Annotated in this window: 30 protein-coding genes; 18 read left to right on the top strand and 12 right to left on the bottom strand. The window is 66.7% G+C overall.

Features of this window, described 5'->3' with window-relative positions; all coding sequences use genetic code 11:
• The first annotated feature begins 10 nt into the window (after positions 1–10).
• Complete coding sequence (locus ACWW36_RS11545) at positions 11–295, top strand: hypothetical protein (RefSeq protein ID WP_456141665.1); 285 nt, start codon at positions 11–13, stop codon at positions 293–295.
• Here the strand turns inward: ACWW36_RS11545 and ACWW36_RS11550 are convergent.
• Positions 292–1,134, bottom strand: coding sequence for an Rv0361 family membrane protein (locus tag ACWW36_RS11550; RefSeq protein WP_456141666.1), 843 nt, complete (start codon positions 1,132–1,134; stop codon positions 292–294). The genes ACWW36_RS11545 and ACWW36_RS11550 overlap by 4 nt on opposite strands.
• A gap of 58 nt (positions 1,135–1,192) precedes the next feature.
• On the opposite strand from ACWW36_RS11550, the gene ACWW36_RS11555 reads away from it, so the two are divergent.
• Positions 1,193–1,609, top strand: a complete 417-nt coding sequence (locus ACWW36_RS11555) for a DUF3151 domain-containing protein (protein ID WP_456141667.1) — start codon at positions 1,193–1,195, stop codon at positions 1,607–1,609.
• Positions 1,610–1,611: 2 nt separating this feature from the next.
• On the opposite strand, the gene ACWW36_RS11560 is transcribed toward ACWW36_RS11555, so the two are convergent.
• From ACWW36_RS11560 to ACWW36_RS11570, 3 genes are all read right to left on the bottom strand, one after another.
• Positions 1,612–2,502: a cation diffusion facilitator family transporter gene (locus ACWW36_RS11560; protein WP_456141668.1), complete on the bottom strand. Its 891-nt coding sequence runs from the start codon at positions 2,500–2,502 to the stop codon at positions 1,612–1,614.
• A 44-nt stretch (positions 2,503–2,546) separates the two neighbouring features.
• Positions 2,547–3,326: a site-2 protease family protein gene (locus ACWW36_RS11565; protein ID WP_456141669.1), complete on the bottom strand. Its 780-nt coding sequence runs from the start codon at positions 3,324–3,326 to the stop codon at positions 2,547–2,549.
• Between the two features lie 190 nt (positions 3,327–3,516).
• A complete protein-coding gene (locus ACWW36_RS11570; protein WP_456141670.1) occupies positions 3,517–4,104 on the bottom strand; it encodes a peptidase M50 in 588 nt (195 codons plus the stop codon).
• Between the two features lie 69 nt (positions 4,105–4,173).
• Between ACWW36_RS11570 and ACWW36_RS11575 the strand changes: the two genes are divergently transcribed.
• Genes ACWW36_RS11575 through ACWW36_RS11585 form a run of 3 tightly spaced genes read left to right on the top strand, consistent with a single transcriptional unit; the run spans position 4,174 to position 6,800 of the window.
• Entirely contained in the window at positions 4,174–5,469 is a 1,296-nt protein-coding gene (locus ACWW36_RS11575) for an adenylosuccinate synthase (protein ID WP_456141671.1), read from the top strand.
• Positions 5,469–6,104 carry a PaaI family thioesterase gene (locus tag ACWW36_RS11580; RefSeq protein WP_456141672.1) on the top strand — a complete coding sequence of 212 codons (636 nt, stop codon included), beginning with the start codon at positions 5,469–5,471 and terminating at the stop codon, positions 6,102–6,104. Before ACWW36_RS11575 ends, ACWW36_RS11580 begins: the two co-directional genes overlap by 1 nt.
• Before the next feature lie 18 nt (positions 6,105–6,122).
• A complete protein-coding gene (locus ACWW36_RS11585) occupies positions 6,123–6,800 on the top strand; it encodes a hypothetical protein (protein WP_456141673.1) in 678 nt (225 codons plus the stop codon).
• Here the strand turns inward: ACWW36_RS11585 and ACWW36_RS11590 are convergent.
• The 5 genes from ACWW36_RS11590 to ACWW36_RS11610 are packed head-to-tail and all read right to left on the bottom strand — an operon-like array spanning position 6,748 to position 11,261.
• Complete coding sequence (locus ACWW36_RS11590; protein WP_456141674.1) at positions 6,748–7,014, bottom strand: hypothetical protein; 267 nt, start codon at positions 7,012–7,014, stop codon at positions 6,748–6,750. The two genes, ACWW36_RS11585 and ACWW36_RS11590, sit on opposite strands and share 53 nt — an antisense overlap.
• A gap of 50 nt (positions 7,015–7,064) precedes the next feature.
• Positions 7,065–7,256, bottom strand: coding sequence for a ferredoxin (locus ACWW36_RS11595; RefSeq protein ID WP_456141675.1), 192 nt, complete (start codon positions 7,254–7,256; stop codon positions 7,065–7,067).
• Positions 7,253–8,458 (bottom strand): cytochrome P450, encoded by a 1,206-nt coding sequence (locus ACWW36_RS11600; RefSeq protein ID WP_456141676.1) that lies wholly within the window; start codon positions 8,456–8,458, stop codon positions 7,253–7,255. Before ACWW36_RS11600 ends, ACWW36_RS11595 begins: the two co-directional genes overlap by 4 nt.
• A gap of 9 nt (positions 8,459–8,467) precedes the next feature.
• Complete coding sequence (locus ACWW36_RS11605) at positions 8,468–9,274, bottom strand: alpha/beta fold hydrolase (protein ID WP_456141677.1); 807 nt, start codon at positions 9,272–9,274, stop codon at positions 8,468–8,470.
• Positions 9,222–11,261: an MMPL family transporter gene (locus ACWW36_RS11610; protein ID WP_456141678.1), complete on the bottom strand. Its 2,040-nt coding sequence runs from the start codon at positions 11,259–11,261 to the stop codon at positions 9,222–9,224. The genes ACWW36_RS11605 and ACWW36_RS11610 overlap by 53 nt, the downstream gene beginning before the upstream one ends.
• A gap of 62 nt (positions 11,262–11,323) precedes the next feature.
• Here ACWW36_RS11610 and ACWW36_RS11615 point away from each other — a divergent pair, with 62 nt between their 5' ends.
• The gene (locus tag ACWW36_RS11615; protein ID WP_456141679.1) at positions 11,324–11,806 is read left to right on the top strand and encodes a MarR family winged helix-turn-helix transcriptional regulator; all 483 of its coding nucleotides are present in this window, start codon (positions 11,324–11,326) and stop codon (positions 11,804–11,806) included.
• Here the strand turns inward: ACWW36_RS11615 and ACWW36_RS11620 are convergent.
• A complete protein-coding gene (locus tag ACWW36_RS11620) occupies positions 11,793–13,382 on the bottom strand; it encodes a Na+/H+ antiporter (protein WP_456141680.1) in 1,590 nt (529 codons plus the stop codon). The genes ACWW36_RS11615 and ACWW36_RS11620 overlap by 14 nt on opposite strands.
• A gap of 41 nt (positions 13,383–13,423) precedes the next feature.
• Here ACWW36_RS11620 and ACWW36_RS11625 point away from each other — a divergent pair, with 41 nt between their 5' ends.
• The 6 genes from ACWW36_RS11625 to ACWW36_RS11650 are packed head-to-tail and all read left to right on the top strand — an operon-like array spanning position 13,424 to position 17,537.
• Positions 13,424–13,732, top strand: a complete 309-nt coding sequence (locus tag ACWW36_RS11625; RefSeq protein ID WP_456141681.1) for a UBP-type zinc finger domain-containing protein — start codon at positions 13,424–13,426, stop codon at positions 13,730–13,732.
• 23 nt (positions 13,733–13,755) lie between these two features.
• Positions 13,756–15,006, top strand: coding sequence for a formate-dependent phosphoribosylglycinamide formyltransferase (purT, locus tag ACWW36_RS11630; RefSeq protein WP_456141682.1), 1,251 nt, complete (start codon positions 13,756–13,758; stop codon positions 15,004–15,006).
• On the top strand, positions 15,003–15,443 hold the full coding sequence (locus tag ACWW36_RS11635; RefSeq protein ID WP_456141683.1) for an Rv0361 family membrane protein: 441 nt from the start codon (positions 15,003–15,005) through the stop codon (positions 15,441–15,443). The genes purT and ACWW36_RS11635 overlap by 4 nt, the downstream gene beginning before the upstream one ends.
• A gap of 19 nt (positions 15,444–15,462) precedes the next feature.
• Positions 15,463–15,876 (top strand): rhodanese-like domain-containing protein, encoded by a 414-nt coding sequence (locus ACWW36_RS11640; RefSeq protein ID WP_456141684.1) that lies wholly within the window; start codon positions 15,463–15,465, stop codon positions 15,874–15,876.
• Positions 15,873–17,087, top strand: a complete 1,215-nt coding sequence (locus ACWW36_RS11645; protein ID WP_456141685.1) for an O-succinylhomoserine sulfhydrylase — start codon at positions 15,873–15,875, stop codon at positions 17,085–17,087. Before ACWW36_RS11640 ends, ACWW36_RS11645 begins: the two co-directional genes overlap by 4 nt.
• On the top strand, positions 17,088–17,537 hold the full coding sequence (locus tag ACWW36_RS11650; protein WP_456141686.1) for a hypothetical protein: 450 nt from the start codon (positions 17,088–17,090) through the stop codon (positions 17,535–17,537).
• Positions 17,538–17,600: 63 nt separating this feature from the next.
• Here ACWW36_RS11650 and ACWW36_RS11655 read toward each other — a convergent pair whose 3' ends face one another.
• Positions 17,601–18,464: an SDR family oxidoreductase gene (locus ACWW36_RS11655; protein WP_456141687.1), complete on the bottom strand. Its 864-nt coding sequence runs from the start codon at positions 18,462–18,464 to the stop codon at positions 17,601–17,603.
• Positions 18,465–18,591: 127 nt separating this feature from the next.
• On the opposite strand from ACWW36_RS11655, the gene ACWW36_RS11660 reads away from it, so the two are divergent.
• The 5 genes from ACWW36_RS11660 to ACWW36_RS11680 are packed head-to-tail and all read left to right on the top strand — an operon-like array spanning position 18,592 to position 22,938.
• Positions 18,592–19,095 carry a GNAT family N-acetyltransferase gene (locus ACWW36_RS11660; RefSeq protein WP_456141688.1) on the top strand — a complete coding sequence of 168 codons (504 nt, stop codon included), beginning with the start codon at positions 18,592–18,594 and terminating at the stop codon, positions 19,093–19,095.
• Positions 19,092–20,162 carry an LLM class flavin-dependent oxidoreductase gene (locus ACWW36_RS11665; protein WP_456141689.1) on the top strand — a complete coding sequence of 357 codons (1,071 nt, stop codon included), beginning with the start codon at positions 19,092–19,094 and terminating at the stop codon, positions 20,160–20,162. Before ACWW36_RS11660 ends, ACWW36_RS11665 begins: the two co-directional genes overlap by 4 nt.
• Complete coding sequence (locus ACWW36_RS11670; RefSeq protein ID WP_456141690.1) at positions 20,159–21,274, top strand: LLM class flavin-dependent oxidoreductase; 1,116 nt, start codon at positions 20,159–20,161, stop codon at positions 21,272–21,274. Before ACWW36_RS11665 ends, ACWW36_RS11670 begins: the two co-directional genes overlap by 4 nt.
• The gene (locus tag ACWW36_RS11675; RefSeq protein ID WP_456141691.1) at positions 21,271–22,605 is read left to right on the top strand and encodes an NtaA/DmoA family FMN-dependent monooxygenase; all 1,335 of its coding nucleotides are present in this window, start codon (positions 21,271–21,273) and stop codon (positions 22,603–22,605) included. The genes ACWW36_RS11670 and ACWW36_RS11675 overlap by 4 nt, the downstream gene beginning before the upstream one ends.
• Positions 22,606–22,647: 42 nt before the next feature.
• Positions 22,648–22,938, top strand: coding sequence for a hypothetical protein (locus tag ACWW36_RS11680; RefSeq protein WP_456142453.1), 291 nt, complete (start codon positions 22,648–22,650; stop codon positions 22,936–22,938).
• A gap of 4 nt (positions 22,939–22,942) precedes the next feature.
• Here the strand turns inward: ACWW36_RS11680 and ACWW36_RS11685 are convergent, their stop codons facing one another.
• Complete coding sequence (locus tag ACWW36_RS11685) at positions 22,943–23,674, bottom strand: MBL fold metallo-hydrolase (RefSeq protein WP_456141692.1); 732 nt, start codon at positions 23,672–23,674, stop codon at positions 22,943–22,945.
• Between the two features lie 35 nt (positions 23,675–23,709).
• Between ACWW36_RS11685 and fgd the strand changes: the two genes are divergently transcribed.
• The gene (fgd, locus tag ACWW36_RS11690; protein WP_456141693.1) at positions 23,710–24,720 is read left to right on the top strand and encodes a glucose-6-phosphate dehydrogenase (coenzyme-F420); all 1,011 of its coding nucleotides are present in this window, start codon (positions 23,710–23,712) and stop codon (positions 24,718–24,720) included.
• Positions 24,721–24,731 lie beyond the last annotated feature (11 nt).

Raw genomic sequence — 24,731 nt, forward strand, 5'->3', positions numbered from 1 at the left:
GGTGTTACCGGTGAAGCGCGGAATTCTGATCGCCTGCACATTCGCGACGGTCCTGGGGTCGCTTTCCGTCGCCGCACCTGCCGCGGCCGACGGGTGCCCGTACGGCACGTTGCCCACTCGATTCCCCGGCGTATGCAGCGCCGGTCAGGGAGGTGCGCCGCCGGCTCCGATCGTCGTTGCGCCCACCGGGTCCGTCCCGACGACCGCTCCGGGAAGTGCGTTCACCAGCGTGGACGGCATCCCGTGCAACCAGCAACACATCAGCACCTGCATCGGGCTGTCCCAGCAGCCCTAGCCGTTCGGAGCCTGGCAGATCTTCCACTGGTCGTCGCGGAACTGTAGGTCGAAGCTGCGCGTCGAGCGGGTCTGCGGCGCATAGGCCATGAACGTGGTGACGTTGGCCTCGGCGTGGTCGCCGTTGACGACTACCTGATCGATGCTCGCGACGACCGGGTACTGCTTGGCCGCGGCCACCCGGGCGTGGGTGTCGGTCCAGGCGCGGTCGTCGTAGTTGACGTAGCTGTCGCGCGTGGTGCCGCAGGTGATGCTGCGCAGCGTGGCCAGATCGCCTCGCTGCACCGCGATGTCGAAGTTTTGGATCGTCGAGCGGACCTTGTCCTCCTCGGACGCCTTCGGCGTCGACCCGCGGGTCAGCAGCAGGGTCCCGAGGATGGCGACCGCGGCCAGCGCGGCGATCACCAGCACCAGAGCGATCACCCAGCCCCAGCTACGCCGCTTGCGAGGAAGCGGCTTGGTTGTCTCGCCACGGGCCGGAATATGTTGTGGCGCAACCACTTTCTGCTGGGACATGGGTTCGGTGGCGGCGGTCCCCGCAGCCATGCCGGCAGGTGCGTCGGGCACCGACATGACCTCGGTGGCCGGCTCTGCGGGCGTGTCGATCTTCTGCGTCGAGCCGGCGTCGAATCCCGACGGCGCGGTGAATCGGCGCTCGGCGGGCTTGTCCTCCTCGGGCTGAGGCAGCTCGGCTTGGGCCTCAGGCGACAGCAGGATCTCGGTCGCGGGCTCGTGGTCCGGTTCGGGATCGGCCTGCGTGGCCTCGTCGGTGGCGGCTACGTCGTCGGCGGCCACATCGGTGGCTTCATCCGGTTGGTCAGGCCCTGATGGGTTCGACATCCGTGCTGCGGTCCTCCCTTACGACGCTACCGGCGAAGCCTAACGGCACAATGGGGCAATGACGCGGATGGGTGATCTCCTGGGACCGGATCCAGTACTGCTGCCCGGCGACAGTGCGGCCGAGGCCGAACTGGCTGCCGCCGAGAATCCCGCCATCGTGGCCGCTGCACACCCGACGGCGTCGGTGGCGTGGGCGGCGCTGGCAGAGGATGCGCTGGCCGACGACAAGGCCATCACGGCGTATGCGTATGCCCGCACCGGCTACCACCGCGGGCTGGATCAGCTACGGCGCAACGGCTGGAAGGGCTTTGGGCCCGTGCCTTACAGCCACGAGCCCAATCGCGGTTTCCTTCGGTGTGTGGCCGCGCTGGCCCGCGCCGCGGACGCGATCGGTGAGACCGACGAATATCAGCGATGCCTGGATCTGCTCGACGACTGTGATCCCGCGGCTCGCCACGAACTCGGGTTGGGCTAGCCCTACTCGGCTTCGCAGTTGCAGTCGGCCGCGCCCTCTGGCGGCTCCACCTGAACGGTCGCATGGTCCAGGCCGCGGGCGGTCAGTACCGCGCGTGCGTCGTCCAACACCCGCGCGGAGTCCGCGGTGCTGGTCAGGTGCGCGGTGACCATGTTCTTGCCCGGCACCAATGTCCACACATGCAGATCGTGCACCTCGGTGACGCCGTCGACCGCGCACAGCGCGGTGCGCAACTCCTCGACGTCGATGTGGGACGGCGAGGACTCGGACAGGATGCGCAGCGCCGCGCGGGCCAACGAGATGGCACGGGGGAGCACCCACAACGCGACGAACACGGCGACCACGACGTCGGCGTAGGGCCAATGCGTCGTTACGGTGACGACGCCCGCGATGAGCACACCGATGCTGCCGACCGTGTCGGCGACGACCTCCATGTAGGCGCCCTTGACGGCCAGGCTCTCCTTGGAGTGAGACCGCAGCAGAAGCACGACGATGGCGTTGGCGACCAGGCCGGCCAATGCCACGGCGATCATCGGCACACCGGGGACTTCCGGCGCGTTGCCGAGGCGTTCGAACGCCTCGTAGAGGATGAACACGGCCACGCCGAGCAGCAGCACCGCGTTCGCGACGGCGGTGAACACCTCGGCACGGTGCCAGCCGTACGTCCGGGCCGGCGACGCGCTGCCCCGGCGGGCGAGCAGCACGGCCGTCAGGCCCATGAACATCGCGACCAGGTCGGTCAGCATGTGGCCGGCATCCGCCAGCAGCGCGATCGAATTGATCAGCAGCGCGGTCGTCAGCTCGAGGGCGAAGAACGCGGTCAGGATCCCGGCGGCGATGACCATCCGGCTGACCCGGGTATCGGCACTGCTGTGATCGTGTCCGGCACCCATGCCTGCAATCTATGCGTAAAGTCGCATATATCGCAAGGCGTCGATCAGACCCAGGCGGACCAGAACCGGGTGAGGTCCATGCCTCGCCCGATCAGCCCTCGTGGAACGCCGGACGCGTCGAAGAACCACAACACCACTTCGAAGAACCAGCGGTTGACCTGTGGTGTGAAGAGCAGGAGCAGCAAGATGAGAAACCCCCACTGCTTGGCGGGCTGCAGCGCGCGCTGCGTCTGCGGGCTCAGATGCGGTTCGAGCGCGCTGTAGCCGTCCAGGCCCGGGACGGGCAGCATATTCAGCACGAACGCGGTGACCTGCAGGAAACCGAGGAACGCCACCGCGGACCAGAACACCGTGTGGCCCGGCTCCCACAACACTCGCGTCAGCACGAGCAGGACGATTGCGAACAACAGGTTGGTGGCAGGCCCGGCGAGGCTGACGAACGTCTTCTGCCGCTTCGTCATCCACCCGGTACGCACGTACACGGCACCACCGGGAAGGCCGATGCCGCCCATCGCGATGAACAGTGCCGGCAGCCCGAGCGACAACAGCGGGTGTGAATACTTCAGCGGGTTCAAGGTCAAATAGCCGCGCGCTTCGACATCACGATCGCCGAAGCGCCACGCGGTATAGGCGTGCGCGAACTCGTGTAGACACAGCGACACCAGGAAGCCCGCGATGACGAAGGTGAAGACTCCGACATACGCCAGCGGGCGTCGAACGTCGGTGGCCAGCCACGCCAGCACACCGCCGACCACTGTGATCGCGACGATCGCCAGGAAGATCGGGCTGGGCCGCACCGACTGGTGCAGCGGGCGAACACTCACGTCACGAAGCTACAGCCGAAATTGCATACAGGGTCGTGCGGCGCGACGGATCCCGACCCTGCCTTCGGTGAGTCCAGGTGCTAGTTGACCGCAGTGCTATCGCCGAGATCGGCATCAGGGTCGTCCATTGCGCTTCCAAAACCCCTACCAACAACCCTGGTGTCGATCTCGCGGCTAGGAGCGCAGCGAACTAGTGCACCCGGAGCCAGCCCTGGGTATGGCGATAGAACGTCGACCGTCGGACGGGGCGCGGCCCCGGCAGCCCGTCGCGAACCACCAGCGCGGCGTCGGTGCCGAGCTGCACGGCACGACCGGTGACCCAGCGTTTCGGCTGCATCCGCGACGTCAGCGCGCTGGCCCTCAGCCCGGGCATGGCGTCGATCGGCTCGATCCATACCCCGGTCGCCTCTCCGTCGAAAAGCAGGGTGTCGTCGACGACGGCTTCGCCGTGGATCGTGCGCTCGTCCTCGACGGGCAGCCAGTAGGCGGCGCGAGTGATGACGGTGCCGGTCTCGTCGCGGATCAGCGGAACCCGCCGCGCCGCGCCGGTGCGCGCCCGTCGTGCGTTCCACGGTCGACGCGCGTGGCCGACCTCAACATCGAGGCGATCCGCCCGCAGCAGCCGAGTCAGCACGGCCGCCAGATCGGCATCCGTCCCCACGACGACGACGCGGCGGCAGTCGACGACCTCGTCGAGGCCGACCACCGGCAACCCCCGCAACACCCTCGGTATCCGGCGTGCACTGCACGACACCACCACAACACCTGCTGTGGTCAACGCGTCTCCTCGTCAGCAGCTGGGATAGGGTAGCTCACCGGCTGCATCACAATAAGCGGGAGAAATGCCATGCCGGCAATCGTGCTCATCGGCGCCCAATGGGGTGACGAGGGCAAAGGGAAGGCCACTGATCTGCTCGGGGGCCGCGTCCAATGGGTCGTGCGCTACCAGGGCGGTAACAACGCAGGCCACACCGTGGTGCTGCCGACGGGTGAGAATTTCGCGCTTCACCTGATCCCGTCGGGCATCCTGACGCCCGGCGTCACCAACGTGATCGGCAACGGCGTCGTGGTCGATCCGAGTGTGCTGCTCACCGAACTCAAGGGCCTCGAGGATCGCGGCGTCGACACCGAGCGCCTGCTGATCTCGGCCGACGCGCACCTGTTGATGCCCTATCACGTGGCGATGGACAAGGTCGTCGAGCGGTATGCCGGCAGCAAGAAGATCGGCACTACAGGCCGCGGCATCGGCCCGTGCTACCAGGACAAGATCGCCCGCATCGGCATCCGGGTCGCCGATGTCCTCGACGAGGCTCTGCTGGCCCAAAAGATCGAGGCCGCACTGGAACTCAAGAATCAGGTGCTGGTAAAGATCTACAACCGCAAGGCGCTCGAGCCGGCCGAAGTCGTCGACTCCCTGCTGACCGAGGCCGAGGGGTTCAAGCACCGCATCGCCGACACCCGCTACCTGCTCAACGTCGCGCTCGAAAAGGGCGAGACCGTTCTGCTGGAAGGTTCGCAGGGCACGCTGCTCGACGTCGACCACGGCACGTATCCCTTTGTCACGTCGTCGAATCCGACTGCGGGCGGCGCTGCCGTCGGCTCGGGCATCGGCCCGACCAGGATCACGACGGTGCTGGGCATCCTCAAGGCGTACACCACCCGCGTCGGGTCAGGTCCGTTCCCCACCGAACTGTTCGACGAGAACGGCGAATACCTGAGCAAGACCGGCGGCGAGTTCGGTGTCACGACCGGCCGACGCCGCCGCTGCGGATGGTTCGACGCGGTGATCGCCCGCTACGCCACCCGCGTCAACGGGATCACCGACTACTTCCTGACCAAACTCGACGTGCTGTCCAGCCTGGAGACCGTGCCGATCTGCGTCGGCTACACCGTGGACGGGAAGCGCACTGACGAGATGCCGATGACCCAGAGCGACATCGGCCGTGCCGAGCCCATTTACGAGGAGCTGCCGGGCTGGTGGGAGGACATCTCTGAAGCCCGCGAATTCGACGACCTGCCCGCCAAGGCGCGAGACTATGTGCTGCGGCTGGAAGAGCTTGCCGGAGCGCATATTTCGTGCATCGGTGTCGGGCCCGGACGCGAACAGACGATCGTGCGCCGCGACATCCTGGCGGCCCCCTGATGACCGACGATCCCCATCTCCTCGACCCCGACTACGACAAGCACGGCGGATTCCCGAACTTTCAGCCAGCCGACCCGGGCCCGGGCTTCGCACGCTTTCTCACCGCAATGCGCCGGGCGCAGGATCTGGCCGTGTCGGCCGATCCGGACAGCGAAACGTGGGAGCAGGCTGCCGACCGCGCCGAGGAACTGGTCAAGCTGCTCGACCCATTCGAGGCGGCCGAGGGCGTCGGCCCGGCCAACCGCGTGCCCTCGCTGCCGGGCTCGGGCAGCCTGCTGATGCCGCCGTACCGGGTGACCAAACTCGACCCGGATGGCGTCGAATTGAGCGTGCACTTCAGCCGGTTCTCCGTCGGGGGCAACTATGCGGTGCACGGCGGTGTGCTGCCGCTGCTGTTCGACTCGGTGTTCGGCATGGTCATCCATGCCGCGGGACGCCCGATCAGCAGGACCGCCGTCCTGCATGTCGACTACCGCAACGTCACGCCCATCGACACGCCGCTGACGGCGCGGGGATGGGTGCGTGAGGCCGAGGGGCGCAAGGCATTCGTCAACGCCGAACTGCGCGGGCCGGAGGACAACCTGCTCGCCGAGGCCAACGGGCTGATGATCAGATTGCTGCCCGGCCAGCCCTAGGCGTGCGACCATGACGGCGTGCCCGAAAGACAGCAGCGCAGCTTGTCCACGCCACGGGCCGCCGCAGCGGCAGGCGTGGTATTCGCTCTGCTGTTCGGCGCGGCACTCATACTGATCCGACTTGCGTTACCCGAGGGCGCCGAACCCGGAGCGCAGTGGCTGGTCTCGGGCAGCACGAACCTCAAGGTCGCCGCGACCATCATGCCGTTCGCCGGCATCGCATTCCTGTGGTTCATGGGTGTGATTCGCGACGGGCTCGGACATTACGAAGACAAGTTCTTTTCGACGGTGTTCATCGGCAGCGGACTGTTGTTCCTTTCAATGATGTTCGTCGCCGCCGGTGTGGGAGCGGGCTTGGAGCGCAGCCACGCATCAGGGGCTCCGGAGGTGGCCACGTTCGGGCAGATGGTGCTGCTGGCCGTGTCGAAGACGTACGCGCTGCGCATGGCGGCGGTGTTCATGATCTCCCTCGCCACCATCTGGCTGAAGACAGGGCTCATGCCGCGATGGCTGGTGGGGGTGAGTTACCTTGCAGCCGTTGGACTTTTGGTCGCCGGCGACATCACCATGTGGCTAGTGCTGGCCTTCCCGGTGTGGGTTTTGGTGGTCAGCGTGCTGCTGTTGACGAGGGGTCACACCCCGCTCAACGCGGGTGCGGAACAGGGCTCTCCGATGACACCCGCAGATCCACAGTGAAATAGTTGATATCCGGCTTCTCGCTCATGACGATCTCGCGCAGCTTCGCAAAGGCTTTGTCCAGCGCCTCAATCGGATCCACGTCACGGGGCACCACCGAGATGCCCACGTCGAACCAATGGCCGCCATACCGGGTGAGACCGTGGGCGAACCCCGGCAGATCCAGATGGTCCTCGGGATCCCACGAAACAACTTCCATCGCTTTGTCGCTCATACCATCGACGCTATTGGCCGCGCGGTGACGGCGCCGGGGTCAAAAGACCCTTAATCGACGAGTCTCAATGCCTGTGACGGGCAGAGCTTGACCGCTTCGCGGGCGTGGTCCTCTTCTTCCTCGGGCACCTCGTCGACGAGCACCACGACGATGCCGTCGTCGTCCTGATCGAACACCGCACCGGCGGACATCACGCAGTTGCCGGCCTGAATGCAGACGGCGCGATCGGCTTGCATTTTCACCAGCCCACCTCCAGTGACTTCAGACCATAGATGAAGTGGAACGAGCGGAACTGCACATCGGCGAAGTCCTCGGCCAGGCTTAATGTCGGAAAACGATGTAACAGCGCCGGGAACGCGATTCGCATCTCCATGCGCGCCAGCGGCGCGCCGAGGCAGTGATGCACGCCATGGCCGAACGCCAGATGTCCCAGCGCGCCGCGACGAATATCGAGAACCTCCGGCGAGTCGATGAAGTCGGGATCCCGATTGCCCGACGGCAGTGACACGAACACCAACTCCCCGGCCGAAATCGGTACTCCGGCGATCTCGACGTCGGTGGTCGTGATGCGCGGTATCGCACTGTGCACGATCGACAGCCAGCGCAGCAGCTCCTCGACGGCCGGCCCGACCGCGTCGGGGTCGTCGCGAACGGCGGCGAGCTGATCGGGGTGCCGCAGCAGTGCTAATGTCCCCAGCCCCAGCATGTTTGACGTGGTCTCGTGGCCGGCCAGCAGAAGCAGGCTCGCAACGCCGATGAGTTCATCGTCGGTGAGCTCGTCGCCGTGTTCGCGAACCAGCATCCCCAGGATGTCGTCGCCCGGTTGGCGTCTGGCGCGCGCGACCAACGTCCCCATGTACTCGCGGCCACGACGGACAAGCTCTAGCCGCTCGGGAATCGGAATCGACAAATCGAGCTGGCGCGCGCTGCGGGACTGGAAGTCGTCGCGATCCTCATACGGCACGCCGAGCAGCTCGCAGATCACCAACGACGGAATCGGCAGCGCGAAGTTCTCGACCAAATCGACTGGCGGGCCGGCCTTTTCCATCGCATCCAGTTGCGCGTCGACGATTTCCACAATGCGCGGTTCCAACCGCTTCATCCGCCGGATCGTGAATTCAGGGGTCAGCATGCGACGCAGCCGCGAATGCTCTGGAGGGTCGAGGCCAAGCAGGTTGCCTGCCCGGGCGCTTTCCTGCTCCTGAGCCGAAACTGGTGGCGCGCCCGGTACGACGAAGCCGGGTGGGCGGCTGTTGGAGAACCGCTGGTGATCCGAGAGCACCGCCTTGATGTCGTCATGGCGCGTGACCAGATAGACCCGCATGCCGAACGCGTTGACGACTGTCTGCACGCCGGTGGTTTCGCGAATGTCCCGCAGCTCGGCGGTCGGATCGAATGCGTCGCGCCGCATGTGCAGCGGCGGCAATTCGGGCGCTTGCGTCATGCTTCGACGCTACTCGCGGGACACAAACTCCCCGATCAGCGTGTTGACGGCGGCCGGGTCCTCCAGCGCCGCAAGGTGCGCGACCCCGTCGAGCACGGCGACCGCGCCGCCGGGAATGGCGTCGGCCATCGCGGCCGTCTCGGCCACCGGGAACGTCGCATCCTCCGCACCGGCCACGACCAACACCGGCGTTTTCACGTTCGACAACAACGCGCGCTGATCGGGTCGTCTGGGCACCACGCTCTTGACCGCCCATGCTGCGGACCGCACATCGACGGCCTGCACCGTGTCCCTGACAAACGCGACGATGTCGGGGCGGGTGGCGAACGTTGTCGGGCCGAGGAACGCCTTGAGCACCGACCGGGTCAGCGGTGGCCGAATTCCGCCCAATAGCTTGGCCATCCGCAACAGGAAGCCGTATTCGACCTTCTGTCTGATGCCCGCCGCCGAGGCCGTGCAGTTCATCAGCACCGCGCTACCGATGCGGTCTGGGTAGATGGCCGCGAACGTGCCGCCGATCATTCCGCCCCACGAGTTGCCGACGAAATGTACGCGGTCTACCCCAAGGCGGTCGAGGATGTCGACCACGCATCGGGCGCACTCGTCGAAAGTGAATGGGGAGGTGAGCTTTTGACTGCCACCGAACCCCGGCGGATCGACCAGGATGACCCGATGCCGCGCACCGAAGTGTTCGGCCTGCGCCGCCCACATGTCGCCGGTCATCAGCAGGCTTGGCCAAAACATCATGGCGTCACCAGCTCCGCTAGTGCGGACGTGCACCTGCCCCAGCGCGGTGTCGACCTCGTGCTCCTCCACCGTTGGCACGGTAGCCCGCCGACCGCAGACCGGGCCACCAGATGGCCGGACCGATGAGGGTGAACAGGGACGGGACGATCACCGTGCGGACGAGGAAGGTGTCCAGCAGGATTCCGAGGCCCACGATGATGCCGACCTGGGTCAGGACGATCAGCGGCAGCACGCCGAGCACACAGAACACCGCGGCGAGCACGATCCCCGCGCTGGTGATCACCGCACCGGTGGCCGAGACCGCCCGGATGATCCCGTCCCGTGTGCCGTGCGCGGGCGTCTCTTCACGGGCCCGGGTCACCAGGAAGATCGTGTAGTCCACCCCGAGTGCGACCAGGAATAGGAACGCAAACAGCGGCGCGGTGTTGTCCAGTGCGGGAAATCCGAACACGTGGACGCTCACCCATCCGCCCAAGCCGAGCGCCGCAAGCGCGCTGAGCACCGTCACCGCCACCAGGATCACCGGCGCCAACGCCGAACGCAACAACACGTACAGCACGATCAGCACCACGGCCAGGATCGCGGGAATCACGATGAAGCGATCGTGTTCGGCGGCGCTGCTGGCGTCATACGCCTGGGCGTCGGATCCACCGACCAACGCGCTGCTGTCCACCCTGTGGACCGAATCACGAAGCGCCGCAATGATTGTGAACGCGTCTTCGGATGCGGGCGCGGCGTCGAGCACCACCGACCATTGGGTGAGCCCGGTCGCCGACGGCCCGAGCGGGGTGGCGGACACGACGCCGGGGGTGTCGGTGATCGATCGTTCGACGGCGGCGGCCTGGTTTGTTGGTGCGATGACGCGAGTCGGGTCGGTGAGCCCGCTGGGAAAGTGCGCCGCCAGCGTCTGGTATCCGGTGACCGACTCGGCCTGTACCCGGAATTGCTCGGTCTGCGACAACCCGATCGGCGTAGTCAACAGGCCTGTGCACAGCAGGAGACCGGCGATCGCCACCGAGGCGATGCGAGCCGGTCTGCGAGCGACCGCATCGGCGATGCGGTGCCAAACTCCGCTGTCGGTCAGGGCTTCGGCGCCGGCCTTCGGAATGAAGGGCCAGAAGAGGTGCTTCCCGAACAACGACAGCAGCGGGGGTAGTACCCCAAGCACATAGACCGCCGCGACCACAAGACCCGACGCGGCCTGCACACCGAGACTGCGGGTGCTCGGCGATGCCGCAAAGAGCAGCGTCAGCAGGGCGAGCACCACGGTGGCGTTGCTCGCAATGATCGCGGGCCCGGCTCGCCGCACCGCCACGCCGAGGGCGGCGTGGTGATCCTCGTTGCGGCCCAACTCTTCCCGGTAGCGCGAGATGAGCAGCAATGCGTAGTTGGTGCCGGCCCCGAACACCAGCACGCTCGTGATGCCCGACGTCGAACCGTCGGGATTCATACCCATAGCATCGGCGATCGCGGTACCGGTCACCGCAGCGACGCGATCGGCGAACCCGATCACCGCGAGTGGCACCAGCCACAGCACCGGCGAGCGATACGTCACGATCAGCAGCAAAGCCACCACCGATGCCGTGACGGCCAGCAGCGTGATATTCGCTCCCTCAAAGGAATTCGCAATGTCGGCGCCGAAGGCCGGCCCGCCGGTGACCTCGGCGCGAAGATTGGCCGGAAGCTCGTCGGCAGCGGTCTGACGTACCCGCTTGATTTCGTCGTTCAGCGCGAAGCCTGACAATCCGGCATCTAGCGGCACCGTGGCGACAGCGGCGCGGCCGTCGGCGGACACCTGGACCGGCCCCGGCTTCACCGCGGCCACATCGGCCGGCGCCAGGACAGCGCCGTCGCGACGGGTCACCACGATGATCGCGGGCACGCGGTCGCCCCCGGGCAGCTGAGTCCGCAGCGCGTCGGCGCGCGCCGATTCAGCGGTCGTCGGCACCGGCACTGGTGACCGCGAACTGGAATCGTCGCTGCCGATCAACAACATCGACACAGAGGAAAGGGCGACGATCGCCAATGCCAGCACCCAGGAGAAGCGACGCGACATGCAGATAATATTTCAGATACTTAACAATTAATCAAATGAAGGTTGCCCGCTATGCTGCTGTCATGCCGAAGGCCGACCGCGCCGAATTGGAAGCGGCCATCGCCGCCGATGTGCGTGCAATGACGGCGGAGTCGGATCAGATCGGGCGGCACTTCGCGGGTCGGCATGACGTGGCCGCCAACGACTTTCGCGCGCTCCTGTATGTGATGGTTGGCGAGACCGCGGGCTCGCCGCTGACGGCGGGGGAGCTGCGAAAGCGAATGGGAACGTCGGGTGCGGCCATCACCTACCTCGTCGAGCGGATGATCGCCTCGGGCCACCTGCGACGAGAGTCCGACCCGGCGGACCGTCGTAAGGTCATCCTGCGAGTCGCCGACCACGGAATGGACGTCGCACGAGGCTTTTTCACCCCACTCGCGGAACACAACAGGCGGGCACTGGCTGACCTGCCCGACCGTGACCTGGCCGCCGCCCACCGCACCTTCGCCGCACTCATCGGCGCGATGCGGGCCTTCCGCAGCGAGCTCGACGCTACTTCCGGTTGAGTGTCGCCTCTTCGAGGTCGAGCCCTTGCAACACGGAGCGCAGCACTTCGTCGTCGATGCGGCCGCTGTCACGCTCGGCGATGAACGTCGCGCGTTCGGCCGCGAGCATCTCCAGCCGTAGCCGGCGGAATGCCGAGGCGGGGCTCTCACCGATGTCATGGTCATCGCGGCCGAGCCGCTCCCATGCCGAGTTGCGCCTGCGAGTGTTCCAGCTGCGCAACACATCTGCTGCGCGCTCGTGCACGTCGGTGGTTTCCGATGCGTCGAGCACTTCGTCTAGTCGGTCGGCCGCTGCCCGGGCCGCTTTGTCTTGTGCGGCCGCCATCGCGAGCGCGTCGGTGCGCGCGTCGTCGCCCTGCACACCGAGCCGCCGGATCAGCCACGGCAGCGTCAGCCCATGCAGCAGCAGCGTGCCGATCACGACGACGAACGTCAGGAACACCAGCTGCGGGCGGCCAGGAAACGGCGCACCGGACATGGTCGTCATCGGAACGCCGAACGCCGCCGCCAGCGAAACCACCCCACGCATGCCTGCCCACGCGACAACGAACACCTGCGCGGCAGTCGGCGCAGGTTCACGTTCACGGATGTGCTTGAACAGAATCCGCGGCAGGTACGCGAACACGTAGACCCACACGATCCGAACGATGATCACCGTCGCGAGCACGGCCGCCGACGAGATCGCGATCACCGACGCGGAGATGCCGGCCAGCTCGCTGACCACCGTCGGCAGTTGCAGGCCGATCATCAGGAACGCGAACGACTCCAGCACCAGCTGGACGGCCTTCCATACCGCGTTGTCCTGCAGCCGGGTCGCGTAGCTCGCATGGGTGGACTTCTGGCCGAGCATCAGCGCGGCGACGACCACCGCAAGCACGCCGGAGCCGTGGATCTGCTCGGCCGCGAGGTAGATGATGAACGGCGCGACCAGACCGAGCGCACTCTCCACAAGCGGATCGTCGAGCCGCCACCGGATCCAGATGATGATCGCTCCCAGCGCCACGCCGACCACGACCCCGCCGGCCGCGGCCAGCGCGAACGTCTCAAGCCCTGCGCGCCACGTAGCCGCCGTGCCGATCGCCGCCGCGAGCGAAACCTTGTATGCCGTCAGCGCGGTGGCGTCGTTGAGCAGGCTTTCACCGCCGAGCAAGGTCATGACCCGGCGCGGCAGCCCGAGGCGGCGTCCGATCGCGGTGGCGGACACCGCATCCGGAGGCGCGACGATCGCACCGAGGGTCAGCGCCGCCGCGACCGTCAGCTCAGGGACGGTCTTGTACGCAACCCAGCCGACCGCGAACGTCGTCGCCAGCGGCAGCCCCACCGCGAGCAATCCGATCGGACGGATGTTGCGCCGCATCGCGTGATAGCTGCTCTCCAGGCCTGCCGACCACAGCAGCGGCGGCAGCAGCACATACAGCACTAGCTCCGGGGCGAGCTCGATCTGCTTGAAGCCGGGTATCAGGCTGCCCGCCAGGCCGGCGACCACCAGGGCGAGCGGGGCCGACACGTCGTAGCGGCGGGCCACCGCGGCCAACAGCACCGACACCACCAGAACCGCCAGCAGCGAGGCACCCACGTCGCCAACCCTCCTTCGTCGCCGTCCGTATCCTGATCAACATGTTGAGGAGACCACGCGGGCGCGAACAAAATTCCGCGGCGGACTCACACACATGCGAGCACCTTGCGGCCGATGTCGTCGAGCCGCAGCCCCGCACGCCGGGCACGTGCCAAGAGTGCGACGAGCTCGGTGAGGATACGTGGGCGCACCTACGCATGTGTCTGACCTGCGGCCATGTCGGATGCTGCGACTCGAGCCCACACCAACACGCCAGCGAACATTTCCGCCGAACCGGCCATCCCGTGATGCGGTCCGCCGAGCCGGGGGAGAACTGGCGGTGGTGCTACATCGACGACCGGCTGGGCTGAGGATCTGGCAGGCTGGACGCGCGATGAGTGAGACGACAGAAGGCCAGACCGCGCCGGAGCCGGTCGTACAAGATCCACCTTCCTCGACGGCTTCGACCGTGATGCTGCTGGGTTCCGGCGAATTGAGCCGCGAGCTGGCGCTGGCGTTTCAGCGGCTGGGTGCCGACGTCATCGCCGTCGACCGCTACGCCGACGCGCCTGCGCACGGGGTGGCCGATCGCGCAGCCGTGGTGAAGATGAACGACGCCGAGGAGCTGACGGCGCTCATCGAGAAGGAGAAGCCGCGCTACGTCGTCGCCGAGGCGGGTGTGATCGCCGCCGATGCGCTGATCGCGGTCGCCGAGGGCGGCAATGTCGAGGTGTTTCCGACGCCGCGCAGCACGCGGCTGTCCGTCGACCGCGAGGGCCTGCGCCGGCTGGCGGCCGACGAGCTGGGCCTGCCGACCGCGCCGTTCTGGTTTGCCAGCACGGCCGAGGAGTTGACCGCGGTGGCCGAGCACGCGGGCTTTCCGCTCGTCGTCAAGCCCATAGCGGCGCCGCCCGGCGAGGGCCAGTCGGTGCTGCTGCGACTCGATGACGTCGAGCCCGCCTGGCGGCGTGCCGTGGCGGCGGGCCGGATCCCGCACAACAGGGTGATGGCCGAGACGGTCGTCGATGTCGACTTCGAGGTGACGCTGCTGACCGTCAGAACCACCGGGCCGTCGGGTCCGGCCGTGCGGTTCTGCGAGCCGATCGGGCACCGCCTTGCCGACGGCGACGTGCTCGAATCCTGGCAGCCGCAGCAGATGTCGCCCGCGGCGCTGGACGCGGCGAAGTCGATCGCGGCACGGATCGTGAACTCCCTCGGCGGCCGTGGGGTATTCGGCGTCGAGCTGCTGGTGCGTGGTGACGAGGTGTACTTCGCCGACGTGCGGCCCCGCCCGTACGACAGCGGATTGGTGACGCTGCGCTCGCAGCGGCTTTCGCAGTTCGAGCTGCACGCCCGCGCGATTCTCGGGCTGCCTGTCGACACCATCATGATTTCGCCGGCCGCAGCGGAAGTCAGCTACGCCGGGGCGGAATCGACCGGTGCCAAGCGCGACGGCGTCGACGTGGGCGCGGTGCTCGCAGAAGCGTTGGAGGTCGCCGAAAGCGACGTGCGGCTGTTCGACCGCCCCGACGAGACAGCGGACCCACGCAGACGGCTCGGGGTGGCGCTGGCCACGGCGCCCGACCCGATCGTCGCGCGTGACAGGGCCCGCCGGGTGGGAACGTCGCTGCGCAAACTCTGGTGACCGAACCCGCCGACTCCGACCGGCCGACGCTGGCCCCGTTTCTGGGCGCGTTGGCAATCATTGTGCTCATCGTGAGCACAATCGCGGTGTTCAATGTTTTCGGCAGCGACGACGTGCCAGAGGACCAGCAAGTCGGCCGCGCGGCGGTGGGCCAAAACGATGCGCTGCAGCGGCAGCACTACGGCGATTTTCGCACCTACACATGCAAAGCCCTGCAAGGCACCGAGGCTGAAATACTTGGCCGGCAACGAGATTCGGTGGCCAAGCGCGGCGAGCGGTTCGTTGACGATGTCACGAAGGTGGTGATCGACGGTGACCGCGCCACCGCGACGGTGACCTACCATTTCGGCAAGGCACCGGACACCAAAACGGACGTCCCGATGACGTTCGTGCGCGAGGACAGAGCATGGAAGGTCTGTTCACCCGGCCCCAGCTGACTGTGGGACACTCACGACCGTGAGCTACGCCGGAGACATCACGCCTGAGGAGGCTTGGAAGCTGCTGAGCGACAACCCCGAGGCCGTGCTCGTCGACTGTCGCACCGACGCCGAGTGGCGCTTCGTCGGGGTGCCCGACCTCACCTCCCTGCAGCGCGATGTGGTCTACATCGAGTGGAACCGCACCGACGGGTCGCACAACGACGGCTTCGTCGACGAGCTCAAGTCCGCGGGCGTCACGCCCGGCGACAGGCCGGTGGTATTCCTGTGTCGATCCGGCAACCGTTCGATCGGCGCTGCGGAGGCAGCAACCGAGGCCGGCATCGCCCCGTCGTACAACGTGCTGGACGGCTTCGAAGGCAACCTCGACGAGCACGGCCACCGTGGCAGCACCGGCTGGAAGGCGCTCGGCCTGCCGTGGAGGCAGTCATGAGTTCTGAGGTTCCGTCGGTTCGGCGGCCCGCCAAGTTGCCCGACGGGGTCAGCCAGGCAACCATCGGCGTGCGCGGCGGCCTGCTGCGGTCTGGTTTCGAGGAGACCGCCGAGGCGATGTACCTGACGTCGGGATACGTCTACTCGTCAGCCGCGGAGGCCGAGAAGGCGTTCACCGGTGAGATCGACCGGTACGTCTACTCGCGCTACGGCAATCCGACGATCTCGATGTTCGAGGAGCGGCTGCGGCTGATCGAGGGTGCGCCCGCGTGCTTTGCGACGGCGACGGGGATGGCGGCGGTGTTCACATCTCTTGGCGCTTTGTTGGCCGCGGGCGACAGGTTGGTGGCGGCGCGCAGCCTGTTCGGTTCGTGCTTCGTGGTGTGCAACGAGATCCTGCCTCGCTGGGGCATCGAGACAGTGTTCGTCGACGGCGATGACTTGTCGCAGTGGGAAGAGGCGCTGTCGAAGCCGACGCAGGCGGTGTTCTTCGAGACGCCGTCGAACCCGATGCAGTCACTGGTCGACATCGCTGCGGTGTGCGACCTGGCGCATGCGGCAGGCGCAAAAGTAGTGCTGGACAACGTCTTTGCGACGCCGATCCTGCAGCAGGGCTTCCCGCTGGGCGTCGACGTGGTGGTGTACTCGGGCACCAAACACATCGACGGGCAGGGCCGCGTGCTCGGCGGGGCGATCCTCGGCTCGAAGGAATACATCGACGAGCCGGTGCAGAAGTTGATGCGGCACACCGGCCCTGCGCTGAGCCCGTTCAATGCGTGGACGCTGCTCAAGGGTCTGGAGACGCTGGCGGTGCGGGTGGAGCACCAGAACACGGCGGCTCATCGGATCGCGGAATTCCTCGAGAACCATCCTGCGGTGAGCTGGGTGCGGTATCCGTTCCTCGAGTCGCATCCGCAGTACGACCTCGCGAAGCGCCAGATGACCGGGGGCGGAACGGTTGTCACGTTCGAGCTCAAGGGCGGCACGAAAGACCGCGCCTTCGAGGTGCTCGACAAGCTGGCCATCGTCGACATCTCCAACAACCTGGGCGACTCCAAGTCTTTGATCACGCATCCGGCCACGACGACACATCGGGCGATGGGTCCGGAAGGCCGCGCGGCGATCGGGCTGGGCGACGGGGTCGTGCGAATATCGGTGGGGCTGGAGGGAACTGACGACTTGATCGCCGATCTCGATCAGGCTCTGAGCTAGGTGTCGCGGCGGTCGCCTGCGCACGCGAGGAGCAGGAAAGCAGAGGACAAGAAGGCGCGCCGGCGCAAGCGGCAGGCTGCGCAGGGTTCGCGGTGGCTGCCCGACAACGTCTTGGATGAGCTCGTCTCGACGCAGGCGACGATCGCGACGGACCTGGAAGCCTTCGATCAGCGGATCACCGAGCGCGGGTGGACGTTTGACGAAGACGAGTCCGACGAGGACTTCGTGTTCTGGTATTACGAACCGTCAGGTGCGCAGGTCGCAGGCGACGAGGTGGCGCCGGTGACGACCGTCTGGATGTCGGCCGACGAGGACGCCCAGATCGTCCACGTGATGTTCGTCGGAACCACGGACGACGGCGAGTTCACGCCGGACGCGCTCTTTGAACACATCGAGGCGATCGAGGCGTACCGCGTGGGGGATCCGGTGCCGGAGTTCGACCATTCGTAATGCCCGCCTCGTAGCGACAAAGTCGTCAGTAGCGACAAAGTCGCCCAGAGGCGGGCAATTTACTCAACTCTTGTCCGGACCCTCCACCACGCCCTGAGCCGCTCGGGCGCGTTGCTCGTAGCCCTGGCGCGCCTTCGTGTCGAAATCGAGGAAGACACGATCGAGGCCCAGCCGCTTGTTGAGCCAACGCCTTCCGCGTGGCCCCAGCATCTGCGCGGCCTGCGCCGTGAACCGCAGCGGAGTCGGCACGGAGACATGGGTTTTCGGCTTTTCGAGCGTCTTGACCACCGCCGCGGCGATATCCTCCGGCTCGACCGGCTTGATCGCGCCGCTGCCCTTCGTGCCCGAAATCAATTCGGTGTTCGTGAACGGTGGCATCACCACGGACACCTCGACGCCATGGGGCGCCATCTCGTCGGCCAGCGCGGCGGACAGTCCCACCACACCGAACTTCGCTCCCACATAGACGACTTGACCGGGAACGGGGATCAGACCCGACAGCGATGCGATGTTGATGATGTGTCCGCCGCGGCGCGCGATCATGTCCGGCAACGCCAGCTGGCATCCCGCGATGACGCCGTACAGGTTGACCTCGATCGAGGAGCGGATCGCCTGCTCGGATTGCTCGAGGAACGGACCGATCGGCATCACGCCCGCGTTGTTGATCAGGACGTCGATGTGACCGCCGCCGTCGGTGCGCGCCTTGTCGAGGAACGTCGCGAACGATTCGCGGTCGGTGACGTCGAGGGGATAGCCGGAGACCTGGCCGAGCTTCGTCAGGTCCGCGACGGCCGACTCCTGCAGTGCGACATCCCGGTCGCCGATGACCACCCGCGCGCCGCGGGCCAACAGCGCCTTCGCCGTGGCATATCCGATCCCGCGGGCCGCCCCGGTGATCGCGATGGTCTTACCTCGGATGTTGTCCATGCGGCGAAACTTTACACGTGTCAAGTTTGGAGTGGTAGGAGCGGTTTCTTGCGGTTATTTCCGATCACGGTGAGCGAATCGGCGGCTGTGGAATGCGGCCCTGCCGCCCGCGTTAGACATTTAGGTGATGACTCACCGCGGTCGCGCGGCAGTGAACCAGCTGCGCTTCGTGGCGGTCGGCCAGGACGATCCACTGGCCGAGCCGCTGCTTGCCGAGCTCGCCGTCGAGTACGCCGGCCGGTACGGCGCGACCGAGGAAGCCGTGGCGAAATGGCTGCGCACCTATCCCGCAGACGAGTTCGCCGCACCCGGTGGCGGCCTGCTGATCGGACTGCTGGACGGCCAACCCGTCACCGGCGGCGCGTTCCGTCGCTTCGATGACACCACCGCCGAGCTGAAACGCGTCTGGACCGACAGTCGACGCCGCCGCCAGGGGCATGCCAAGGCGTTGCTCGCGAGACTCGAGGCCGAGATAGCCGCCCGCGGCTACACGCGCGTCTACCTGACAACCGGCGACCGCCAGCCCGAAGCCGAGGCGCTCTACCTGTCGACCGGATATGCCCGTCTTGCCGAGCCGCTGCCCGCCGAGGGTGAGGTCTATCCCATCGCGTTCCTCAAGGTCCTCTCATGACGGATCAGCTGCGCCTGGCGGTAGCGCTCGAGGGCTACGGCTGGCACCCCGAGGCCTGGCGTCACACTCCTGACCTCGTGCCCATCGCCAGCGGCCGGTACTGGTCCGGCCTTGCCAGCACCGCCGAACGCGGCCTGCTCGACTTCGTCACCTTCGACGACGCGCTCACCCCGCAACGCCGTCGCCGTCCCGAGATCGAACCGCGTTGGCTCGCAGGCCGTCCCGACGCCGTCCTGGTCGCCTCCAGCGTGGCGCCCGCAACCCAGCACATCGGACTCATCCCCGTCGCCACCGTCACCCACACCGAGCCATTTCACATCTCGAAAGCGATTGCCACGCTTGACTTCGTCTCCCACGGCAGGGCCGGTTGGCAGCCCCGCGTCAGTGGCACCCAGCACGAAGCCGACCTGTTCGGCAGACGAGACATAAGCGAGGTCGATCTGTTCGACGAGGCCGCCGATGTCGTGGAAGTCGTCCGCCGGCTGTGGGACAGCTGGGAGGACGACGCCGTCATCCGCGACGTCGCCACCGGCCGGTTCGTCGACAGGGACAAACTGCATTACATCGACTTCGTCGGCAAGTACTTCTCCGTTAAGGGGCCGTCGATCACGCCGCGGCCGCCGCAGGGGCAACCCGTGATCGCCGCGCTGGCGCACGGCCCACGTATCTACGAATTCGCCTCGCGCAGCGCGGATCTGGTGTTCATCACACCCCAGGATGACGACTCGTTGCGGACTATTTTGGCTCAGGTCGCGGGCCTGAAGGTGTACGCCGACCTGTATGTGACCTTCGACGGCACCGTTGACGCGCGCTCCGACGCATTGGTGTTCGACGGCACGCCAACGCAATTGGTCGAATTGATGCTGCGCTGGCAGGAGTGCGGCCTTGACGGTGTTCGCCTTCGGCCCGCCGTCAGCGCCACCGATCTGCCGGTCATCGTCGACGAGGTGGTGCCGCTGCTGCAGCAAGCCGGCCGATTCCGCGCCGCGTACCGCGACGGCGAGACCCTGCGTGAGCGCCTCGGGTTGCCCGTCGCCGAAAACCGCTATGCGAAGGCGCAATCGTGAACGTCCCACTGTCGATCCTCGACCTGTCGCCGATCAGCGAAGGCTCCGACGCCGCCACCGCCTTACGCAACACCATCGACCTCGCCCAGCATGCCGAGCAGTGGGGGTTCAAGCGCTACTGGATTGCCGAGCATCATTTCGTTGCGGTCGCGAGCTCGTCACCCGCTGTGCTGATCGGTCAGATCGCCGCCGCCACTGACAGGATTCGCGTCGGGGCAGCCGCGGTGCAGCTCGGCCAGACCACTGCCATCGCGGTCGTCGAAAGCTTCGGCATGCTGGAAGCGTTCCATCCGGGTCGCATCGACCTTGGTGTCGGCCGCTCCGGGCAGCGGCGCCGGGAAGCGCTCAAGGATGACAAGCCGAAGCCCGAACTGCCCACGGATTGGCGCGATGTCGGCGGAGTGATCGTCCCGCCGCCCTTCGACATCAGCGCTTTGATGCGGAACCCGCGGCTACGTGCGCGCATGTCGGTGCTGCAGCAGCCGGAAGCCGTCACACCGGACTTCGCCGAACAGGTCGGCGACATCCTGGCGATGCTCGACGGCAGCTACCAGATCGACGGCGTCGACGCGCACGCTGTGCCCGGCGAGCGGTCCGGTCTGACGCCGTGGGTATTCGGCAGCAGCAAGGGCCAAAGCGCCAAGGTGGCAGGCGCCCGCGGGTTGCCGTTCGTCGCCAGCTACCACATCACGCCGGCGACGGCGCTCGACGCGATCGATGTGTATCGCTCCTCGTTCCAGCCCTCGGCCGCGCTCGCCGAACCGTACGTCGTGGTGTCGGCCGACGTGGTGGTGGCCGACGACACTGCCGCCGCGCGGCGGATTGCTTCCAGCTACGGGCATTGGGTGTATTCGATCCGCGCCTGTGACGGCGCCATCCCATATCCGAATCCCGACACTGTGAAGCCGTTGACCGATGACCAGTTGGGGGTCGTAAGGGACCGCACCGCAACACAATTCGTCGGTGACCCCGACGAGGTCGCCGCCAAACTGGAAACGCTGCAGAGGGTCACCGCGGCCGACGAGTTGGTCATCACGTCCGTCGCACACTGCCACGCCGACCGGCTGCGGTCCCATGAACTCATCGCCAAACGCTGGGGGCTGTCAGGATGAGCATACGAGAAGGCAAGCACCGCAAGCCGATCCACCTGGCCGCGCATTTTCCCGGCGTCAACAACACGACGGTGTGGGCTGACCCCGACTCCGGCAGTCAGATCGACTTCGACTCCTTCATCCATCTCGCGCAAACGGCCGAGCGTGGACTGTTCGACTTCTTCTTCCTCGCCGAGGGGCTGCGGCTACGCGAACATCGCGGACGCATCCACGACCTCGACGTCGTGGGCAGGCCCGACACCTTCACCGTGCTCGCCGCCCTTGCCGCCGTCACCGACCACATTGGCCTGACCGGCACCATCAACACCACGTTCAACGAACCCTTCGAAGTGGCACGCCAATTCGCGACTCTGGATCACCTGTCCGACGGTCGCGCCGGCTGGAACATGGTCACCTCTTCGGACGCATTCACCGGCGAGAATTTCCGCCGCGGCGGCTTCCTCGACCACTCCGACCGCTACAAACGCGCCGAGGAATTCGTCATCGTGGCGCGCAAGTTCTGGGACAGCTGGGCACCCGACGCAGTGCTGGCCGACCGCGACAGCGGACTCTACGTCGACGCCGGCCGCATCCGCCACGTCGAGCACAACGGCCCGCAGTTCGACGTGCGTGGCGTCGCTACGCTGCCACCATCGCCGCAGCGCCATCCGGTGCTGTTGCAGGCCGGTGACTCCGACGACGGCCGTGCCTTCGGTGCCAAGCATGCCGACGCGTTGTTCACGCTGCACTCCACGCTGCAGGCCGGGCAGAAGTACTACACCGACGTCAAAGGCCGCGCCGCGTCAGACGGTCGAGACCCCAATCGGCTCAAGGTGTTTCCCGCCGTGACGTTCGTCCTCGGCGACACTGCGCAAGAGGCCGCCGACAAGGCGCGCCACATCCGCCATCAACAGGTGAGCCCGCAGACGGCGATCGCGATGCTCGAACAGGTCTGGCAGCGAGACCTTTCCGCCTACGATCCCGACGGTCCGCTGCCCGACGTCGAACCCGCCGACGACCCGACCATCACCCAAGGCCGCGTTCGCCACGGCGACCCCAAGGCAGTCGCCGCCGCATGGAGGGAACGCGCGGAAGCCGACAACCTGAGCATCCGCGAACTGGTCATCGCCGTCACCAACCGTCAGCAGTTCGTCGGCACACCCACACAAGTAGCGGGCGAGATCGACCTGCACGTTCAGTCCGACGCCTGCGACGGGTTCATCCTGGTGCCACACCTCACCCCGCACGGGCTCGACGACTTCGTCGACCGCGTGGTTCCGCTGCTTCAGGACCGCGGCAGTTTCCGCACCGAATACACCGGCCGCACCCTGCGCGAACACCTCGGCCTATAGGCTGGCCCGCAGGTGTCGTGGACGCCGGGGGTGGTTGTGTCGATTTCACAGACGACGGTGGCGTGGCTGCTTGTCGCGGCCGCTGTGCTGATGTTCGCGGTGGGCTTCGCCTCACGGACGTTCATCGGGCGCCGACGCAACACCAAAGCCGTGCGCAGGCTGGTGCACACGTTCCGGCGGACCGGGGTCGCGCGGGTGCTGTTCGGGCGATTCGAGGGTGACGTACTCGACGACGACGAACTCGACAGCATGATCCTGATGCCCACGATCGTCGTGGGATGCGGCCTCTGCCTGACCGCGATCTTCCTGTTCGGCTACGAGACGTTGGCGTAGTCGCTCAAACCTTCGCGGCGGCTTCCTCGGCGGCATCGCGGATCGAGCCCCGCCACACCGGCCCGTGGCCCGGCAGCAGCACCTCGGTGTCCAACAACCCCAGCGCGGCCAGGCTTCGGATGCAGCCGTCCTGGTCGTGATTGAACAGCTGCGGCAACAGTTGCGGCCCGACGCGCGTCAACAGCGGATGTCCCGTCACCAGCGCATCACCTGCGACCAGCACGCCGTCGACCACATATGAGCAATGGCCGCCGGTGTGGCCGGGGGTGGGAATGGCCATCGGCTGGCCCGGTAAGGAGACGTCCTCGGTGAGCGCCTGGGTGGTCGGGATGCCGTCGCGCACCATTCCGCCCTTGCGGGAGATCGCCACCGTCCACTTCAAGAACCGGGGCTGCCAGAGGTGCGGGAGGATGTCGGCGGCCCCCGCCTGCTCCAGATACTCACGCTTGGAATGCCCGACCTCGGCGGCGTGGCAATACACCGGTGTGCCATGGGTTTTCGCGAACCAGATCGCCGAGCCGAAATGGTCGATGTGCGCATGCGTCAGCAGGATCGCGCGTAGGTCATCGATGCCGAACCCGAGATGTCGCAACGAGTCGAGCACGTCGTCGCGGTGGCCGGGAAAGCCGGCGTCGATCAGCATCACGCCGCTCCCGTCGGTGACGAGTGTCCAGTTGACGAGGTCGGTCTGCGCGAAGTGCACGGTGTCGGTGATGGCAGTCATGGTTGGCGCCATCTCGCGAGTGTAAGCAGGGGAGTAGAAAAGAACTCGTGGCTGAACTCAAACTCGGATACAAGGCGTCGGCGGAGCAGTTCGCGCCGCGGGAACTCGTCGAGCTGGCCGTTGCGGCCGAAGAGCACGGCATGGACAGCGCGACGGTCAGTGACCACTTCCAGCCGTGGCGACATGAGGGCGGGCACGCGCCGTTCTCACTGGCCTGGATGACGGCGGTCGGCGAACGCACCAAGCGGCTGATTCTCGGCACGTCGGTGCTGACCCCGACGTTCCGCTACAACCCTGCCGTCATCGCGCAGGCCTTCGCGACGATGGGCTGCCTGTATCCCGACCGGATCTTCCTCGGCGTGGGCACCGGCGAGGCGCTGAACGAGATCGCCACCGGATACGAAGGCGAATGGCCGGAGTTCAAGGAGCGCTACGCCCGGCTACGCGAGTCGGTGCGACTGATGCGCGAACTGTGGCTCGGCGACCGGGTGGACTTCGACGGCGAGTATTACCGCACCAAGGGCGCCTCGATCTACGACGTGCCCGAGGGCGGCATCCCGATCTATATCGCGGCGGGTGGCCCGCAGGTGGCCAAGTACGCCGGCCGTGCAGGCGATGGGTTCATCTGCACCAGCGGCAAGGGCGAGGAGCTCTACAAGGACAAGCTGATCCCGGCGATGAAAGAGGGTGCCGAGGCGGCGGGCCGCAACCCCGACGACATCGACCGCATGATCGAGATCAAGATGTCCTACGATCCGGATCCGAACCTGGCGCTGGAGAACACCCGCTTCTGGGCGCCGCTGTCGCTGACAGCCGAACAGAAGCACTCGATCGACGATCCCATCGAGATGGAGAAGGCCGCCAACGCCCTGCCCATCGAGCAGGTCGCCAAGCGCTGGATCGTCGCATCGGATCCCGACGAAGCGGTCGAGAAGGTCGGCCAGTACGTGACGTGGGGTCTCAACCACTTGGTGTTCCACGCGCCGGGCCACGATCAGCGCCGGTTCCTCGACCTGTTCCAGAAGGATTTGGAGCCGCGCCTGCGCCGCCTCGGCTGATACGTTTGCCG

The organism is Mycobacterium sp. MMS18-G62, from assembly GCF_053877835.1.